Source organism: Faucicola osloensis (assembly GCF_020041925.1).
Lineage (GTDB): Bacteria > Pseudomonadota > Gammaproteobacteria > Pseudomonadales > Moraxellaceae > Faucicola > Faucicola osloensis_D.
This window is the reverse complement of record NZ_CP083409.1, coordinates 1,620,272-1,637,614: the sequence shown is the minus strand read 5'-3', so window position 1 is coordinate 1,637,614 and position 17,343 is coordinate 1,620,272. Positions and strand designations below refer to the sequence as shown.

The 17,343-nt window shown below is 44.1% G+C and carries 16 protein-coding genes; 5 read left to right on the top strand and 11 right to left on the bottom strand.

Annotated elements, in window-relative coordinates; translation table 11 throughout:
* Positions 1 to 85: 85 nt before the first annotated feature.
* Positions 86 to 373, top strand: coding sequence for a glutaredoxin family protein (locus tag LAJ61_RS07245; protein WP_224053382.1), 288 nt, complete (start codon positions 86 to 88; stop codon positions 371 to 373).
* A gap of 188 nt (positions 374 to 561) precedes the next feature.
* Complete coding sequence (locus LAJ61_RS07240; RefSeq protein WP_224053381.1) at positions 562 to 1,779, top strand: alpha-hydroxy acid oxidase; 1,218 nt, start codon at positions 562 to 564, stop codon at positions 1,777 to 1,779.
* A 96-nt stretch (positions 1,780 to 1,875) separates the two neighbouring features.
* Here the strand turns inward: LAJ61_RS07240 and LAJ61_RS07235 are convergent, their stop codons facing one another.
* From LAJ61_RS07235 to LAJ61_RS07225, 3 genes are all read right to left on the bottom strand, one after another.
* Positions 1,876 to 2,241, bottom strand: coding sequence for a hypothetical protein (locus LAJ61_RS07235; RefSeq protein WP_224053380.1), 366 nt, complete (start codon positions 2,239 to 2,241; stop codon positions 1,876 to 1,878).
* A gap of 102 nt (positions 2,242 to 2,343) precedes the next feature.
* Positions 2,344 to 2,997: a methyltransferase domain-containing protein gene (locus tag LAJ61_RS07230; protein WP_224053379.1), complete on the bottom strand. Its 654-nt coding sequence runs from the start codon at positions 2,995 to 2,997 to the stop codon at positions 2,344 to 2,346.
* Positions 2,998 to 3,019: 22 nt separating this feature from the next.
* The gene (locus LAJ61_RS07225; protein ID WP_224053378.1) at positions 3,020 to 3,835 is read right to left on the bottom strand and encodes a thioesterase family protein; all 816 of its coding nucleotides are present in this window, start codon (positions 3,833 to 3,835) and stop codon (positions 3,020 to 3,022) included.
* 371 nt (positions 3,836 to 4,206) lie between these two features.
* Here LAJ61_RS07225 and polA point away from each other — a divergent pair, with 371 nt between their 5' ends.
* Positions 4,207 to 7,053 carry a DNA polymerase I gene (gene polA / locus LAJ61_RS07220; protein WP_224053377.1) on the top strand — a complete coding sequence of 949 codons (2,847 nt, stop codon included), beginning with the start codon at positions 4,207 to 4,209 and terminating at the stop codon, positions 7,051 to 7,053.
* Positions 7,054 to 7,121: 68 nt separating this feature from the next.
* Here polA and LAJ61_RS07215 read toward each other — a convergent pair whose 3' ends face one another.
* From LAJ61_RS07215 to LAJ61_RS07200, 4 genes are all read right to left on the bottom strand, one after another.
* The gene (locus tag LAJ61_RS07215) at positions 7,122 to 7,379 is read right to left on the bottom strand and encodes a hypothetical protein (RefSeq protein WP_201664771.1); all 258 of its coding nucleotides are present in this window, start codon (positions 7,377 to 7,379) and stop codon (positions 7,122 to 7,124) included.
* Positions 7,380 to 7,406: 27 nt separating this feature from the next.
* Positions 7,407 to 7,862, bottom strand: coding sequence for a hypothetical protein (locus LAJ61_RS07210; protein WP_224053376.1), 456 nt, complete (start codon positions 7,860 to 7,862; stop codon positions 7,407 to 7,409).
* 130 nt (positions 7,863 to 7,992) lie between these two features.
* Positions 7,993 to 8,718 carry a hypothetical protein gene (locus LAJ61_RS07205; protein ID WP_224053375.1) on the bottom strand — a complete coding sequence of 242 codons (726 nt, stop codon included), beginning with the start codon at positions 8,716 to 8,718 and terminating at the stop codon, positions 7,993 to 7,995.
* A 30-nt stretch (positions 8,719 to 8,748) separates the two neighbouring features.
* Positions 8,749 to 11,694, bottom strand: a complete 2,946-nt coding sequence (locus LAJ61_RS07200; protein WP_224053374.1) for a valine--tRNA ligase — start codon at positions 11,692 to 11,694, stop codon at positions 8,749 to 8,751.
* A 151-nt stretch (positions 11,695 to 11,845) separates the two neighbouring features.
* Here LAJ61_RS07200 and LAJ61_RS07195 point away from each other — a divergent pair, with 151 nt between their 5' ends.
* Positions 11,846 to 12,919 carry an AAA family ATPase gene (locus tag LAJ61_RS07195; protein ID WP_224053373.1) on the top strand — a complete coding sequence of 358 codons (1,074 nt, stop codon included), beginning with the start codon at positions 11,846 to 11,848 and terminating at the stop codon, positions 12,917 to 12,919.
* A complete protein-coding gene (locus tag LAJ61_RS07190; RefSeq protein WP_224053372.1) occupies positions 12,919 to 13,581 on the top strand; it encodes a DUF3226 domain-containing protein in 663 nt (220 codons plus the stop codon). Before LAJ61_RS07195 ends, LAJ61_RS07190 begins: the two co-directional genes overlap by 1 nt.
* 1 nt (position 13,582) lies before the next feature.
* Here LAJ61_RS07190 and purE read toward each other — a convergent pair whose 3' ends face one another.
* From purE to LAJ61_RS07170, 4 genes are all read right to left on the bottom strand, one after another.
* On the bottom strand, positions 13,583 to 14,140 hold the full coding sequence (purE, locus tag LAJ61_RS07185) for a 5-(carboxyamino)imidazole ribonucleotide mutase (RefSeq protein ID WP_224053371.1): 558 nt from the start codon (positions 14,138 to 14,140) through the stop codon (positions 13,583 to 13,585).
* A 120-nt stretch (positions 14,141 to 14,260) separates the two neighbouring features.
* Positions 14,261 to 15,175 carry a bestrophin family protein gene (locus LAJ61_RS07180; protein WP_224053370.1) on the bottom strand — a complete coding sequence of 305 codons (915 nt, stop codon included), beginning with the start codon at positions 15,173 to 15,175 and terminating at the stop codon, positions 14,261 to 14,263.
* Between the two features lie 105 nt (positions 15,176 to 15,280).
* A complete protein-coding gene (locus LAJ61_RS07175; RefSeq protein ID WP_224053369.1) occupies positions 15,281 to 16,216 on the bottom strand; it encodes a metallophosphoesterase in 936 nt (311 codons plus the stop codon).
* Positions 16,217 to 16,357: 141 nt separating this feature from the next.
* Positions 16,358 to 16,987 (bottom strand): rhomboid family intramembrane serine protease, encoded by a 630-nt coding sequence (locus LAJ61_RS07170; RefSeq protein ID WP_224053368.1) that lies wholly within the window; start codon positions 16,985 to 16,987, stop codon positions 16,358 to 16,360.
* Positions 16,988 to 17,343: the final 356 nt, after the last annotated feature.

The following is a 17,343-nucleotide window of genomic DNA, read 5'->3' as shown; positions in this document are numbered from 1 at the left end:
TCCTAACGGCGGGGCAAAAGCAGCGATGGCTTAAGCTAAAAATATAACGTATTATGGCATTTTTGGCTATATGCTAAGGCAGAATATGTCCGACTTTGACGCGCAAAACATCACAAATCCGCACGATCACATTATGGCTGACCCAACTACTTGGCGATTATATGGCACAGTCGGGTGTCATCTGTGTGAAATCGCTGAAAGCTTATTGCGTCAAGCACAAGCCGTTGCCGATATACGCTGGCAGTCGATTGATATTGCTGAGTTACCAGAACAAGAGATGCTGGAATTTGCTGATAAAATACCTGTGCTAGTCACCGCTAGCAAGACGCTATCTTATCCTTTTTCCATCATGGATATTATGGCGTTAAGCTGAAAAGACAATATAGATTATTGGCATAATATTAAAAATTTAATTCATTATGTCTTGGCAAATTTTTTTTATAATCAACTCCCTAACGCTTATTGCCCATTGTTCGCATCGCAACTTAATAAATGGCAACCTAATAACCCTTGTGCTTATTACTTCAATAGCATAGCTATCCCCTTTGCAAAGGACACACCATGAAAGACTTATCCAAAATGACGCATATCGAAGACTTACGCCGCGTGGCAGAGCGTAAAGTGCCGCGTATGTTTTATGATTATGTAGACTCTGGGTCATGGACGCAGACGACCTATTACAACAATGAAACCGATTTTGACCGTATCAAATTACGCCAAAAAGTGCTCCGCAACATGGATGGACGTAGCCTAGCCACCACTATGATTGGTCAACCCGTCACCATGCCCGTGGCCATTGCGCCCACAGGATTTACTGGGATGATGTGGGCAGATGGCGAGATTCATGCGGCGCGGGCAGCAGAAAAATTTGGTATTCCCTTCTCGCTATCCACCATGAGTATCTGCTCGATTGAAGATGTCGCCGCCCATACCACGGCGCCTTTTTGGTTTCAGTTGTATGTGATGCGCGACCGTGAATTTATGAAAAATCTTATCGCCCGTGCCAAAGCAGCCCATTGTTCGGCATTGATTTTGACCGCAGATTTACAAGTGCTGGGACAACGACACAAAGACATTAAAAATGGCTTGTCTGCGCCACCCAAGCCCACTCTCACCAACCTACTAAACCTCATGACCAAGCCTGAATGGTGCTTGCATATGCTTGGCACCAGACGCCATACCTTTGGCAATATCGTTGGACATGTCAAAGGCGTGGAAAACATGTCATCTCTAGGTGCTTGGACGTCGCAGCAGTTTGACCCGACGTTAAGCTGGGATGATGTGGCATGGATCAAAGACTTATGGGGTGGCAAGCTTATCATCAAAGGTATCCTAGACCCTGATGATGCTGTGATGGCGGTACGCAGTGGCGCCGATGCCATAGTGGTGTCAAATCACGGCGGACGTCAGCTTGATGGCGCGGCATCGAGTATCTCAATGTTGGCAGATATCGTGCAAGCCGTACAAGCAGAAAGTGGCACCCATGCCGCCAGCTGCGAGATTTTCTTAGACAGTGGTGTACGCTCAGGTCAAGATGCGCTCAAAGCCATTGCCCTTGGCGCAAAAGCCGCCATGATTGGTCGGTCGTTTTTGTATGGCTTGGGGGCGTATGGCGAGGATGGTGTGCGCCGCGCGCTTGAAATTATCTATAACGAAATGGACATCAGTATGGCATTTGGTGGCTATACCAATATCCAACAGGTGAGCAAAGATATTCTCATCAAAGGCACGTATGAAGACTTGCTGACTCGTCCCTTCATTGTGCGAGAGCGTAGTTAATCGACCGTATTAAACAGAAGGACGGATGTTAAGTGTTTGCGCACTTTACCCGTCCTTTTGCTAACCTCTTGTTAACAGCTTTTTTTAAAGCTGATTTTAAAGCTTAGGTAATTGTGTTTGAAGCAGGCTTGCATCCATTTCCCGCGCTTCAAAAACCTGCGCTTCTTTCCAGCCTGCTTCATCGCCAAAGTACAAGCGATTAAATTGTTCATCACGATAAAACCGCATTGGCTGACCACTATCGCCTTGAATCACAAAATTTTGTACAACTTCGTGAAATTTGGCACGGATATTGGCTTCATTGTGGTCGCTTGCGAGCGTCGGGGTGATGATATAAGCCAAATCATTGTAAATCTCAGGGCTTAACTGTTTAAACACCGCCTTGTTCTCAAGTAACTTGTGGACGATACGCTTCATATCCTCCAAACCAATCGTGCCTTCATGAAGTTCAAGAAACATCATTTTGATTGCCTCAATGTGTATCAGTGTGTATCGCCAAAAAAATGCTAGCGTAACGATTAGCAGTTGAAAAATTAGTGGTTTAACGATTAGTAGTATAAACCCTTAAAAAATACGTGCGTTTTCTACCTTCTTTTGGCTTAGGATAAAAAATAATTCGCTGCCCTGTCTGGGCTTAATTGAATTATAGCAAGGCGCCAGTTTATCAATGGTGAAAAACTGCTGAAATAATGTTTCATATTCTTGCTTATCCCCACCAAACGGTGGACTGCTTTCAAAATGTTTATCTAGCAACAAGCCCACCAATTTACCCGTGGGTTTGAGGAGCTTTTGCATTTGCTTGGCATAATCGCTGCGTCTACTGGGGTCAATCGCGCAAAAAAACGTCTGCTCAAGAATATAATCAAACTGATACTGCGCAGGGTCTAAGCCAAAAAAATCCGCTTGTAGCAAGTGCGTTTTGGGAAAACTGGGATAGCGCTTGGCAAAATTATCCAAAGGGAGCTTGGCAAAATCCACCACATAAACATGGCTAAAACCTTGTTCATGAAGATAGCCTGCTTCGTAGGCGTTGCCCGCCCCAGGGATTAAAATCTGTACCGATTTACTCACGCCGTTGTCGAGTAAATGCTCGATATAGGCTTGCAGGGGTGGCGAAATTTTACCGATGTCCCACCCAGTGTAGCCATCGTCATAGCGTTTTTGCCAAAATTCGGCGTCGTTGACCGAGTGTTCAGTTAGCGTGTTGTTATCTTCCATGATTGCTGCTCCTGATAGTTTTTTAGGCTTTTCGAATGGTTAAAATTTGCTCGCTACGACCAAATGCACCGTGTGCGTCATGCAGCACGCTACTGGTCAGACCCACGCCATCGCCCCCAAATTGTTGCACGGTCTCAAGTCCCAGCCAACGCCCAACAGGCATGCGATGCAGATGGATTTGCAAATCTAGGTTGGGAAAAAACCATTCAATGGTATTGGGTTGGTGAATACGCGGTACCACGCCATTGGCGGTATCGACCATGCCCATCAAATGCACAAAGTCGGATGTGGGCTTTGTTTCGCCGTTTTCTTCGACCATGTCGATATCTGTATTGATCCAGACGATGCCATCGCCTTGGCGGTTGTCGGGGTCGGCTTTGAGATAAATACTGTCGATATAGCCACCGCCCCAATGCTTCATACCGTCCCAGTTCGGGTAGCTTTCTGGATCACCGATTCGCTCATCTTCCAGCCCTGCAATCTCTGATGTGTCGCTGGTTTGCATACGCCACGCACGGGCAACGATACAGGTTTTGCCATTGGCTGCCATTGTGGTTTCGACCAGTTCGATAGTGCGACCCGGGCGGATGATGTGGGTGGTCACGCTAACATCGCCAAAATGAATCAGCCCAAAAATATCCAGACTGATGCGCCCGATACGCATATCACTGCGCGGTTTGAATTGTTCAAGCTCGTAAGCCAACAGTCCTGTCGCTGCCGCCATGTGTTGTTCGTTGTCATTCCATGCACCTTGGCAGTGGATATTGCAGCGGTAGTTTGATGTGGTGATATCATCGGTCATGGTTCGGTCAAGCAGTGTGTAATAGGTATTGCCCATAAAATTCCCTTTTGTGCCTAGAAATTGGTTGTGCCTAAAATTGGTTGTGCCTAAAAATTGGTAAGACACCTAAAATTGCTAAAAAATTGTAGCACATTGGCTATCGGCTATTGGTGGAATTTTTGCAAAGTTGCCACCATGACCAGCCGCCAAACTTCGCACTTGCTTAGCATATACCCGATTGGCATCCGTCAAAATCTATCCACCTTCTGCCAATGAATGAGTTTGAAATGCTTAACGATTAGCCGTAAAAAGCCAGTATAATACGCGGATAATATAAAATTTTTCCCTATATTTTGACACTGTCTTATATTTTTATACTCGCCTGTATTTTGACAGCATATTTTAACAACATAAAGATAAGTAATCCTATGACTGCAACTGCCCTACTTGATACCGATCACATCAACACCGACAAGCCGCCGTTTATCTTGGTGGACGGCTCGTATTATATGTTCCGCAATTTTCACGCCTTGCCTGTCACCATGCAAACCACCCAAGGCTTGCACACCAACTCCATCCGCGGCACGCTCAATGCCCTCAAAAAACTGATGGAAAAATACCGCCCGACGCACATGGCGGTGGCGTTTGATACCAAAGCGCCCACCTTCCGCCACAAGCTTTCCCCCATTTATAAAGGCGACCGCCCAGAAATGCCCGCCGAACTTGCCGAGCAAATCCCTTACATTCACAAAATGATACAAGCGATGGGCATACCGCTACTCGCTATTGAAGGTGTAGAAGCTGACGACATCATCGGTACACTCGCCCACCGTGCTTGCCTAGAAGGTCATCATGTCATCATCTCCACAGGCGACAAAGATATGTGCCAATTGGTCAATCCCTGCGTCATCGTGGAAAACAGCTTTGATGACAAACGCTATGACATCGCAGGGGTCAAAGAAAAATTCGGCGTCGAGCCGCGTCAAATTATCGACTATCTCACCCTCATGGGCGACGCATCGGATGGTATCAAGGGTGTCGCAGGCATCGGCGCAAAAACCGCGCAAAAACTGCTTGAGCAATACGACAGCATTGACAATATCCTTGCCAATGTCGACCAGTTAAAAGGCAAGCAACAACAAACCTTTTTACAAAGCACCGACGGCATTGCGCTCGATAAACGCTTGGCGACCATTATCACTGACCTTGATATCGTGCCTGACTGGGAGACGTTGCGACTACCGACTGACCCAAGTTTTAACATAGAAGAAAAACGCGCAATTTTTACCGAACTGGAATTTAAAAGTGAAATCGCGTCGCTCAACCATCCGTTTCACCCATCCAATAACGGCAATTTTAAAGCCGCTGAGCCTGCTCAAAATGCTGTGGTGGAGGCGATTAAAACTAGCCAAGATAGCAAAAATACGGCCAACAAGCAGTGGCACACTGTCACCACCCAAGCCGATTTTGATAAATTAATCCAACGCCTTGGCGCATCAAAGCATTTTGTCATTGATACCGAAACCACCGATGTGAATTGGCAACATGCCGAGCTGGTCGGCTTGTCGTTTGCGCTGCAATCGCATGAAGCCTATTATGTGCCTGTTGCCCACGTTGATGAGATGGGCAATCGGATTGAACAACTTGCCCGCGAGGATGTTTTAGCCCAGTTAAAACCGATTTTGCAAAATCCACAAATCGGCAAAATCGGTCAGCATTTAAAATACGACGCGCATATTTTGGCAAATTATGATATCGACTTAATCAATGAGCCAAGCAACTGGGCAATGGACACCATGCTTGCCAGCTATGTGATTAATGCTGTTGCCACCCGCCATGGCATGGACGACTTGGCACGCCACTATCTACACACCCAAACCATCACCTTTGAAGATGTGGCAGGCAAAGGCGCCAAGCAAATCACCTTTGACAAAGTCCCTTTAAATGTGGCAAGTGACTACGCCTGTGAAGATGCCGATATCACCTATCAGCTATTTGAACTGTTTAGCGAAAAACTCAACGCCGAACCGAACAACGCCAAGCTACTCCATGAACTAGAAATCCCTGTTGCCCAAATCCTGTGCCAAATGGAGCATGATGGGATTTTGCTCAATAAAGCGTTTTTGGGGGAATTGTCCGCGCGCTTTGATGAAAAAATCCAAGCCCTTGAAACAGTCGCCTTTGCGCAAGCGGGCGAAACCTTTAACCTTGCCAGTCCAAAGCAGTTGGGTGAAGTGCTGTTTGACCGCTTAGGCATTACAGGCGGTAAAAAAACCAAAACAGGTCAATACTCCACTAGCGAAGCGGTGCTTGCCACCATCGACCATCCGTTAATTGAAACCGTTCTTGAGCATCGCAGTCTGTCTAAGCTTAAAAGCACCTATACAGACGCGTTGGCAAACGTGGCAGACAGCAACGACCGTGTGCATACCAGTTATCATCAAGCGTTGACGACCACAGGACGGTTGTCCTCCACTGAGCCGAATTTGCAAAATATCCCGATTCGCACCGATACTGGGCGGTTGATTCGTGGCGCGTTTATTACCCCCAAAGGTCGCAAAGTGCTATCGGCGGACTATTCGCAAATCGAGCTTCGGCTGATGGCACACTTTGCCAATGACCCTGTGCTAATCCGCGCGTTTCAGGAAGGGCATGACATTCACCGCGCCACCGCCGCTGAGATTTTGGGCAAGGCGTTTGATGATGTCACCAGTGAAGAACGCCGCCAAGCCAAAGCGGTCAACTTTGGGCTACTCTATGGCATGAGTGAATTTGGGCTTGCTAAGCAGTTGGGCTTTACTCGCCAGCAAGCGCAAGACTATATCAAGCTGTACTTCGCCCGCTACCCTACGGTACGTGCCTATATGCAAGCCACCCGCACGGCTGCCCAAAACCAAGGCTATATCACCACGATTTTGGGGCGTAAGCTATTTACCCCCGATATGCAGCACCCCAACCGCGGCGTGCGCCAAGCGGCAGAACGCGCGGCGATTAATGCGCCACTACAAGGTAGTGCTGCCGATATCATCAAACTTGCTATGATTGCGGTGAATGAGGTATTGCCCCAAGACCATGCTAAAATGCTACTACAGGTGCATGATGAGCTGGTGTTTGAAGCTGATGAGGATAAAGCCGAGGCGATTGCCGAGTTGATAAAGAACGCCATGCAAGAGGTACTATCTAAGACAGCCAAAGATAAAGGCTGGGATGTGGATTTTGCGGTGCCGCTTGTGGTTGAAGTGGGCATTGGCGATAATTGGGATGAGGCGCATTGATTTTTGCCAAATATGTACCAGTTAAAAGAAAACCCACAGATTTTGTGGGTTTTTTATTAGGTTACAAATTATCTACTAAAACTTAAACGGTGCTTTACTCTATTTCGACGATTTAACGCTTCTGCTCGATATACCGAAAAGGTACGCAAAGCTAAACGTTTTGGCTTTTTGGCGGTTGGAGTTGAGCGTGAAAATGCCGAAAGTTCATTAATTGATTGAGCAAAAGCAGATTGTTCTGACTGTTGAAGTCGTTTTTCTAATTCATCTGCTGGTGTCGATTTAATCTCTTGAACAACGGCATTTAAGATTTCTTGATTAATCATCATGATATCCTGTAATTTATGCCAATTGATTTAACTATTAAGACATTCTTTGATAAAAATATCAATAGGCTTTTTGATAATGAATGCAGGAAAGGCATTTGCAAACGGTACTTTTCTTAAATTTGGTACTGATAAATTCATACGACAAACGCTAAATTGTTGATCCGATACTCGTTCTAATACGTTAATAAAATCGTCCAACTTTGCACCATAAGTTGCTTCATTATATAAGCCGATTGGATAAGCGTCTAAAAATGCTTCATATAATGCGATATCTCTCACAAAATCCAATAATTCTTGTTCGGGAATATGTATTTCGCAATCATATTGTACTAATGAACAATCTTGACTTTTGTCATATAGATTGGCTTTATTTAAAGCAAAGTCCCACCATTGTTTTGATAATTCTAAAGCGTTTTTGCGATTACTTTCATAGTTCCAAAAATATAAACCACTGCCCGCTTTACCAGAATTTTCTTGGGGCACAATAAACCCATTTTTATTGATATTTTTCGCATGGTAAGTGGTTGTGGCATGAATGCCTTTTAGTATTATCAATTCCTTAGCCTTGAAATAAATTTTAAAGATAATTAAAAAACTTGAATTCTAAAGTTTATCACTTTTTATGATTTAAACTACCCAACTTACTTATTAAACCAATCATATCATCGGATTTTTGTGGATTATCAAGTAGCTTTTCTATAAAAATCATACCTAGTTTGTCTTCCATGGAAATAGACTCATTTAAAGTATTATGTTTGACCATTTGCTCAAGCCTACCTGCAAGTTTATGCTCTAAATTATTGATACTTTGATTAATACGTTGTAACTCCTCAATTAATACATTAGAGCCATCACTTGTATTTGAAGGTTGAACAATATTCAAACTAGATAAAGCCACAACTTCTGTTACTGGAGTTTCGACCCTATCTAAACCTTCTAATGATTTTGCAAATTCTATAATAGATTGTTTGGCTTTTTCTGCTCCTTCTAAATCTAATTCATACTGTATTGTTCTAATATCATAGATATCAAATGGTATTTTTTGAGATTTCTGGATTATTTGTATAAAGGGTTTTGCAATAGCGTGCCTAATGGCTAACTCATAGAATACATTTGGGTTATGATTCGTTAAATCAGCGATTACTAAATCACTTTCAATAACACTTTGAATAACAGATTTAGAAATTGAACCTGCTTCTGTGCTTTCATCGGCTCTAACAACTTTATACCCTAATTCTTCTAGAGAAGGTTTAATTACATATTTTAAAACTTTGTCGGCTTCAAGTCTCTGTGTGCTATTCTCTTCACCAATTTGTGAAATTACGAAACAGGTCTTCATTTAAACTCTCCATTTTTAAATTTATTTTAATCAAATCGCCTTTAACTGCTCAATTTGCTTATTCATTTCCGCCAATTGCGTATCCATTTCCGCCAATTTCGCTTTCTCGCTTTCCACCACATTGGCAGGGGCTTTGCTCACAAAACTCTCATTAGACAGCTTACTACGCAGACTTTCCGATTGTTTGGTAAGTTTTTCTTGCGCTTTGGCAAGACGATTAAGCTCCGCCGTTGGGTCAATCAAGCCTTTCATCGGCACTAGCACTTTTAACTGCCCGACCATGCTCGATGACGACAACGGTAACGCTTTATCAGCGCCGTCACCCGCATTCACAATAGTCAGCGTATCGACTTTGGCAAGCGATTTAAACTGATTTTCAATACGGCTTAGGCGCGCGGTTTCCTCATCGCTGATGTTATCAAGTAGCACAGGCAGACGCACCGCATTGCCAAGCTTCATCTCACCGCGGATGTTACGAATCGCCCCAATCAGCGCTTGTAGCCACGTCATATCATGCTCAGTCTGTAGGCTGATTAGGCTGTCATCCGCTGTTGGGAAGGCAGCCGTCATGATACTGTCAGTCGCTTTTTTATCGATGATAGGGGCAATGGTCTGCCAAATGCTCTCAGTGATATACGGCATAATCGGGTGGCTAAAGCGCATGGCGACTTCAAGGCAGTTAAGCAGCACATAGCGGATTTGGGCTTTACGCTCGGCACTCACCGACTCATCGTTTAGGCTCGATTTGGCAAGCTCGACATACCAGTCGCAGTATTCATTCCAGATAAACTCATAGATATCTTGGCTCACCAAGTCAAAACGGTACTGGCTCATGTGCTCATGGATGGCTTTCACCGTGGAGTTTAGACGGCTCATAATCCACTGCTCTGGCAATTCCCACAACTCAGTATTGGCGGTTTTGTCGATGTTTAGCGCATTGCCTTCCTTATCGACGCAGTTCATCAGCACAAAACGGGTGGCGTTCCATATCTTGTTACAAAAATTGCGATTGCCTTCAATGCGCTTGAGGTCAAAATTGATGTCACGTCCCGTACTGGCAAGCGAGGTAAAAGTAAAGCGCAGCGCGTCCGTGCCAAACGCAGGGATACCGTCGGCAAATTCTTTGCGCGTGGCTTTTTCGATTTTTTGCGCGTCTTTGGGGTTCATAAGACCTGTGGTGCGTTTGGCGACTAGGGTTTCTAAATCAATGCCGTCAATCAGGTCAATCGGGTCAAGTACGTTGCCTTTGGATTTGGACATTTTTTGCCCTTGACCATCACGCACCAAGCCATGCACATACACAGTCTTAAACGGCACTTGCGGGTTGCCGTCTTTGTCTTTGATGAAGTACATGGTCATCATCATCATACGGGCAACCCAAAAGAAAATGATGTCAAAACCTGTGACCAATACGCTGGTTGGGTGGAAGGTTTTGAGCGCTTGACTATAGTCGTCAAAGTTTAGCTCACCTGTCCAGTCAAGGGTGCTAAACGTCCACAATGCCGAGCTAAACCAAGTATCTAGTACGTCACTATCTTGGCGCAGCGCTAGGCTATCAGCAAGGTGGTATTTTTGGCGGACTTCCGCTTCATCACGCCCGACGTAGATATTGCCTTCGTCATCGTACCACGCAGGGATACGGTGTCCCCACCAAAGCTGACGGCTGATACACCAGTCTTGGATATCGCGCATCCACGCCATATACATATTTTTGTACTGGGCAGGGACAAACTCGGTGCGCCCGTCTTCCACCGCCTCGATGGCAGGTTTTGCCAGTTTCTCAATAGACACATACCATTGGTCAGTGAGCCACGGCTCAACGATGGTGTTACTGCGGTCGCCTTTGGGTACTTTTAAATCATGCGGTTTGATTTCTTCAAGCCAGCCTTCCGCCTCGCTTTGCTCAACCATTTTTTTACGCGCGGCAAACCGCTCAAGTCCTGCATACTCGCTAGGCGTGGTCTCAAGCTGTGGCTCTTTGGTTTGTAAATCAGTAAAAATCTGCATCTCTGGTAAGATATGCGCTGAATTATCAAAGATATTAATCATCGGCAAATTGTGGCGTTTGCCTGTTTCGTAGTCATTAAAGTCATGGGCAGGGGTGATTTTGACACAGCCGGTGCCAAATTCCATGTCCACCGCTTTGTCATCGCCCACAATCGGCACAATCCGACCGGTAATCGGTAGCGTGACGGTTTGCCCGATAAGGTGCTGGTAGCGTGCGTCTTCTGGGTTCACGGCAACGGCGGTATCACCGAGCAAGGTCTCTGGGCGGGTGGTGGCAACGACAAGGTAATTTTTACCGTCTTGGGTTTTGGCATTTTTATCGGTCAAATAATAGCGAAAATGCCACAGTGAGCCTTTCTCGTCATGGTTTTCTACTTCAAGATCGGATAACGCGGTTTGTAGCTTAGTATCCCAGTTGACTAGACGTTTACCGCGATAAATCAGTCCATCTTCGTACAGACGCACGAACACTTCTTTGACGGCATTGGACAAGCCATCATCCATGGTGAAACGCTCACGGCTCCAGTCCACCGAGCTACCTAGACGGCGGATTTGGCGGGTGATGTTGCCACCACTCTCGGCTTTCCACTCCCAAATCTTTTCAAGGAATTTTTCACGACCCAAATCATGGCGTTTGATGCCTTGGGCGTTCAATTGACGCTCAACAACCATTTGCGTGGCAATCCCTGCGTGGTCGGTGCCTGGTTGCCAGAGGGTATTTTCGCCCAGCATTCGGTGATAGCGGGTGAGCGTGTCCATGATGGCATTGTTAAAGCCGTGCCCCATGTGCAGTGAGCCTGTGACATTCGGCGGTGGCAGCGCAATAGAAAACGATTGTTGTTTGTCATAGCTTGGCTGAAAGTAGCCTTTGTCTTCCCACACTTGGTACATGCCGTTTTCGACGTCGCTTGGGTTATAAGCGTTTTCTAAAGACGTTAAGGCTTGGGCGATTTGATGTTGCGTGCTCATAGATGGTCAACTTTTGCAATAAAAAAGAAAGGAGTGTCAAAAAGGTAATTAACGGATTTTACCGTAAATTGCCTAGATTGTAGAGTATTTTGTGGGTAAGATAGCGGTTGATAAAATAATAAATGGGTTAATAACTCGTAAGGTTTGCGTTATGCACTTAGACTCTCTAAAGATTAAGAACTTTCGGATTTTGGAAGATGTGACAATTGAGAAATTGGGTCATGTGAATTTGATTGTGGGAAAAAATAATTCGGGGAAAAGTACCGTTCTTGAAGCCTTAGCTTTGTTAGCAAGTGGGTTTAATCCTGAAGTAATGCTATTTATTTCAAATAATAGAAATATATATCGTCATCTAAATACAAAAGACACAGAATCTAAGGTATTTTCAATTGAAAATATTATAAGTAAATCTAATGAAGACCCTTTTTTGAATTGGACTTATATTGGAAATCAAAGCCATTATTTAACTTTTGGTTATGTTAAGAATGGTAAAAATAATAATTTGGACATAGATAGAGAAAAAGGATATTCATTTACCTATTTTTGTGATGATAGAGATTTTATGAACTTTGAAGTCAAAGCTATAAGTAATAGAGCTTTATTTATGGATATGTCCGAAAATTCAAATCATATGAAAAAGAAAGCTTTTAATTTTGGTTATATCACTACTAATAACATTGACTTAAATTTGTTTGCTTCTTCATGGGATAAAATTGCATTAACAGATGATGAAAATTTAGTTTTGGAAATGCTTAAGTTGATTGATAGCGATATAACTAACTTGGCTTTTCTAAGTTTGGTGGATTCTGAAACAAGAATACCATTTGTTAGACTTAAAAATATTGAAACAAGAATACCCTTACATCAAATGGGTGATGGAATTTTCAGACTATTACAGATTATTTTAGAAATTCCAAAGTCAAAAAATAGTATCCTTTTAATAGATGAATTTGAAAACGGACTACATTACAGCGTTCAGCCCAAAGTTTGGGAACTTATCTTTGAACTCGCCCATCGCTTTAACATCCAAGTATTTGCCACTACCCATAGTTGGGACTGTATCGAAAGTTTTTCCCAAGTCGCCAAAGACCGCACCGACATGGAAGGCGTATTATTTCGCATGGGTCACAGCGTCCGCAAATCTGATAAAGGCAAACTTATCGCTACCGTATTTGATGAAGATGACTTATACAATCTAACTAAAATGAACATTGAGGTTAGATAATGATAAAACACCTGATTGTTGAAGCGGAATCGGATAAATCATTTATCCAAGCATTTTTGCGTCATGAAAAACTAAATCTTCAACTAAACATTGATGTTGCAACACCACAAGATTTTGAATCAACTGCCTACACAACAAAACAAGCCGTTTTCCAACAACTGCCAAGATTGGCAAAACTTCTGGAAACAGGACAAGTCAGTCATATTGGCATTGTAGTTGATATGGATTTTACCGATAAAACCGATATCAAAAATCAAAATTTACGACAAATTAGCGAGCGGTTGAACCCTTTAGGTTTTCATCAACGCCAGCAACAAAACGATAATTTAGGCTTTTACTTTGAAAATTCGGATTACGATAATCCGATCGGTGTTTGGCTAATGCCAAATAATCAAAATGAGGGATACCTTGAAACTTGGGTAAAAATGGCGATGTCATCCGACCAACAAAGTCACTTTACCCAAATTGAAAACTTTATCCAAAGTCTAGGGACATCGCATTTTAAAAACCCAGTTACCGCAATGGACAAGGCTCGAATTTTTACTTGGCTCTCGACTCAAACAAAGCCCACACAAGACTTATCAAAAAGTTTAGAATTGATAGCCGCGAGCAATCCTGTTTATCAAAACTTCAAGCATTGGCTAGTCACCACTTTTCAGTAATTTAACCCATCACCCCAGGTATCGGATTCGCCAAAATGGTTTGGGTTTGTTTGGCGCGAAAATCACTGATTTTTTGCGCAAGGGTGCTATCACCAATCGCCAAAATTTGCGCTGCCAGCAACCCTGCATTTGCCGCACCCGCCGCCCCAATGGCAAGCGTACCCACCGCCACCCCTTTGGGCATTTGTACGATGGATAGCAAACTATCCCAACCGCTTAGTATGGAGGATTTGACAGGCACACCAAGCACAGGCAAATCCGTCTGAGACGCACACATCCCTGGCAGATGCGCCGCGCCGCCTGCACCCGCGATAATCACAGACAGTCCGCGAGCTTTGGCAGTTTTGGCATAGTCAAACAATCTATCAGGGGTGCGATGTGCCGATACCACTTCACACTCAAAGGGCACCCCAAAATCCGCTAGCACTTGCGCGGCGTTTTGCATGGTTTCCCAGTCAGATTGACTACCCATGATGATACCGACTTTGGCTTGACCTTGTGGCGATGGGATGGGTGGTGGTAGCTGGTGTGTCTGGGCGTTTGGCTGGCTTGCTGACATGGAAAATTCCTTTTGCCAAAAAATTGACGGACTTAAAATAAAAAAACGTGCATGAAATGCACGGTTAAAACTTAATATAGCATGATTTTTTACCCTTGAAAATCAAAATCTATGAGGCAACTATATCACCACATTGGCGGGTACTCGCGGCTTTTGTTCGGGGGCAAATTGTTGATGACTAAGCATGGCTAGCTGCGTCTCAATCGTATCGCACATCATCCCTAGGGGCAATTCGTTTTCCCCCGTACCAAACGGCTCGCTGATTTCATCGACGATTTCATTGAGCGCCATAAAGGTATAGCCAACAAAACTGACTACAAATGGCGTTACCCAGCCAATAGTATTGCCGAGTCCAAACGGCAGCATAAAGCAATACAGATACACAGTACGATGCAGCAGCACAAAATAGGCATACGGAATCGGTGTGTTATTAATGCGTTCACACCCCGCTTGGATATGGGCAATCTCACCCAAGTTATTATCCAAGCTTTGCCACTGCCAAACATCGATTTTTTGCTCGGCTTGCCAGTTGGCGAGCATCTGCCCCATGATTTGGGTCAAGCGTAAGGCAATAAAGTTTTGCCCAACCACGGCTTGCTGTTCTTCAACCGTTAAGAGCCGCTGCAGATTTGCTGTATTATCCTCACCCCGCAGCTGTTGGCGTAGACTATGCACAAAAGCGATTTGATGACGGATAAAGGCTTGTTTTTCCGCCATACTGACATTGGGCAGTGTCAGCACTTGGCGGGCGATGTTGCGACTTAGCCAAACCAGCGTGCCCCACAGTTTACGCCCTTCCCAAAATCGATCATACGCTGCGTTATTACAAAACCCGTGGAAAATCGCAAGTGAGATACCAAGTATCGCAAACACCGAAGGATTGAGCGGTACAGGCTCGGTGGCGATATGGGTTTGATAAAAATAAATAACAAAGGAGAAAATAAACAACAAAACTTGTGGCACAATCAGCCGTTTAAAATACGAGCCTTGCACCACAAACAGCATCTTTAGCGGCTCAATCGGACGTCGAATCATACCTAACTCATCTTAATCGTTTGCTCACTGGCTATCATTTTTAGCCGTAAGCTTTAAACAAATATTTTAATTTATATTACACCCAGTCGACCGTTTAGCCTTGGGTTAATGCTGATATTGAATAAAATTCGCTGAGGTCAAAGCCGGATGATCGGTGTCAAATTGATAAGCCGTCAAAAACCCATCTTTAGCAGCAGAATAATCCACACAGACGACTTGATGACTAAGTAGCTCAGGCGTGCCATTGAGCCAATAATGACCGACAAAAATAGGTTTGTTGTGATCAAGACCAAACACAATCTCAGCGGTCAAGGTATCTTTAGGGATATGAATCAAATCCTCTTGACTGGCGCGCGCAATCTGGTGAATCGGCTGAAACGATAAACTCGGTTGCCACCACTGTACCCGTACATTTTTACGTTGATGACCTTCTTTATCGACCAGATGAATGCCCTCAGGTAGCGTCGCTTCCACACCTTTAAGCACTCTTTCTAGTGCCTCAAAAGGTGGCGTGCCTTCCTCACTGGTTTTTTGTAGCGCAACGGGCGTCAAGCGATTGCCGGTCGTTAACAGCGGCTTTAACATCGCCATCGCATCACTGTCCCAACAAGCATGCACAAAACACGCATCATCCAAAGCTAGCCACAGTGGTAATTCATAAAACCGCTTGAGCCAAAACTGGTGCAACTCACTGCCAAACCCCACTTCATCAAGGAACGCTTGATGCTGCGAGGTATGTCTATCATCATGTTGTCGTAAATATTGGCTTGCATCGCGGGCATCGGGTGTGGCGTAAGCTAACGCATTATACTCGTGATTACCCATGACCGCGAGCGCTTGCCCGTGGTCAATCATCGCAAATACGATAGATAAGGTTTGCAGCTGTTGACTGCCCCTATCAATCAAGTCGCCGATAAAAATCGCTTGGTGATTAGGAGGCGCTTGAAAACACTGACCATTATCTTGGTAGCCCAACTGCGTCAGTAGCCCAATGAGTTTATCTGCCTGACCATGTACATCACCAATCACATCATAAATCATGTTTTTCACCTTTTACTGCTTTTTACGACTTTAGTCTTAACCAGCCAAGCGACAGTTAACTAGGCAACTTGTAACTAGACAACCTGTGACTGGGCAAGCTGTGCCACGCAATTTTTTGCCCCTATTTTTAGCCATTCAATGTTAGCCGCCAAAGCCTAAAAATCTTGGGTTCATTAATTGGTTAAAAAAATGCGCCACAATACCGGGCTCAATGGCAATCGTGGCTAACATACCAAAAATACCACCCACCAAATGTGCCGAATGATTGATACTGCCGCGACCTTGCCCATCCGCCCACACACTATACGCCACATACGCCACCGCGAACACAATCGCAGGTACAGGAATCACAAACAGCAACAATGTCGACCAAGGATTCATCAAGATATAGCTAAAAATTACTGCTGAAACAGCGCCCGATGCGCCTAAGCTGCTATAACGAGGATTGTTCTTTTGTTTTAGATAGGTTGGCATAATCGCCACCACCAAAGCGGCAAGATAAAACAGCACAAACCCTAGACTGCCGAGTTTGGACATGAATAAACCCTGTACCGCTTGTCCAAACGAATACAAAGTAAACATATTAAAAAATAAGTGCATGCCATCGGCATGGATAAAACCATGGGTGACAAAGCGATCGACTTGTCCACGCTGCACCGCAGGCGGATAAAAAATTAACCTTTGCATCAGTTGGGGTGATTGCCAAGCTAATAAACTGACAACCACCGTAATGATAATGATAAATAAAGTATGGTTAGAAAAAAGTGACATAGCACCTCAAAATAGCAATAAATAATGATAAGTAGGATTATGATAAAGATAGCGTATTATCTCAATAAGCCAAATGTGAATTTATTAATATAGGTGATACCTAAAGCTGCCTTGTGGTATTACTTTCACCTTGTAGCATGAAACTAATGACAAAGCCTTCAAATTTGAGCAACACACCTTTACCCAAGTTTACCCAAAATGGGGACGATTTGAATTTTTAACACAATATTTACGCAATAGTTACCTTAACATAACTGAAGGCGTGCCGATTTTGCTTTAATTTATTAGCTATATTTGAGTAATACTGCAAAAGACTTAACAAAATCTGTTGAATTGCGGCAGTTTTTCTCAGTATT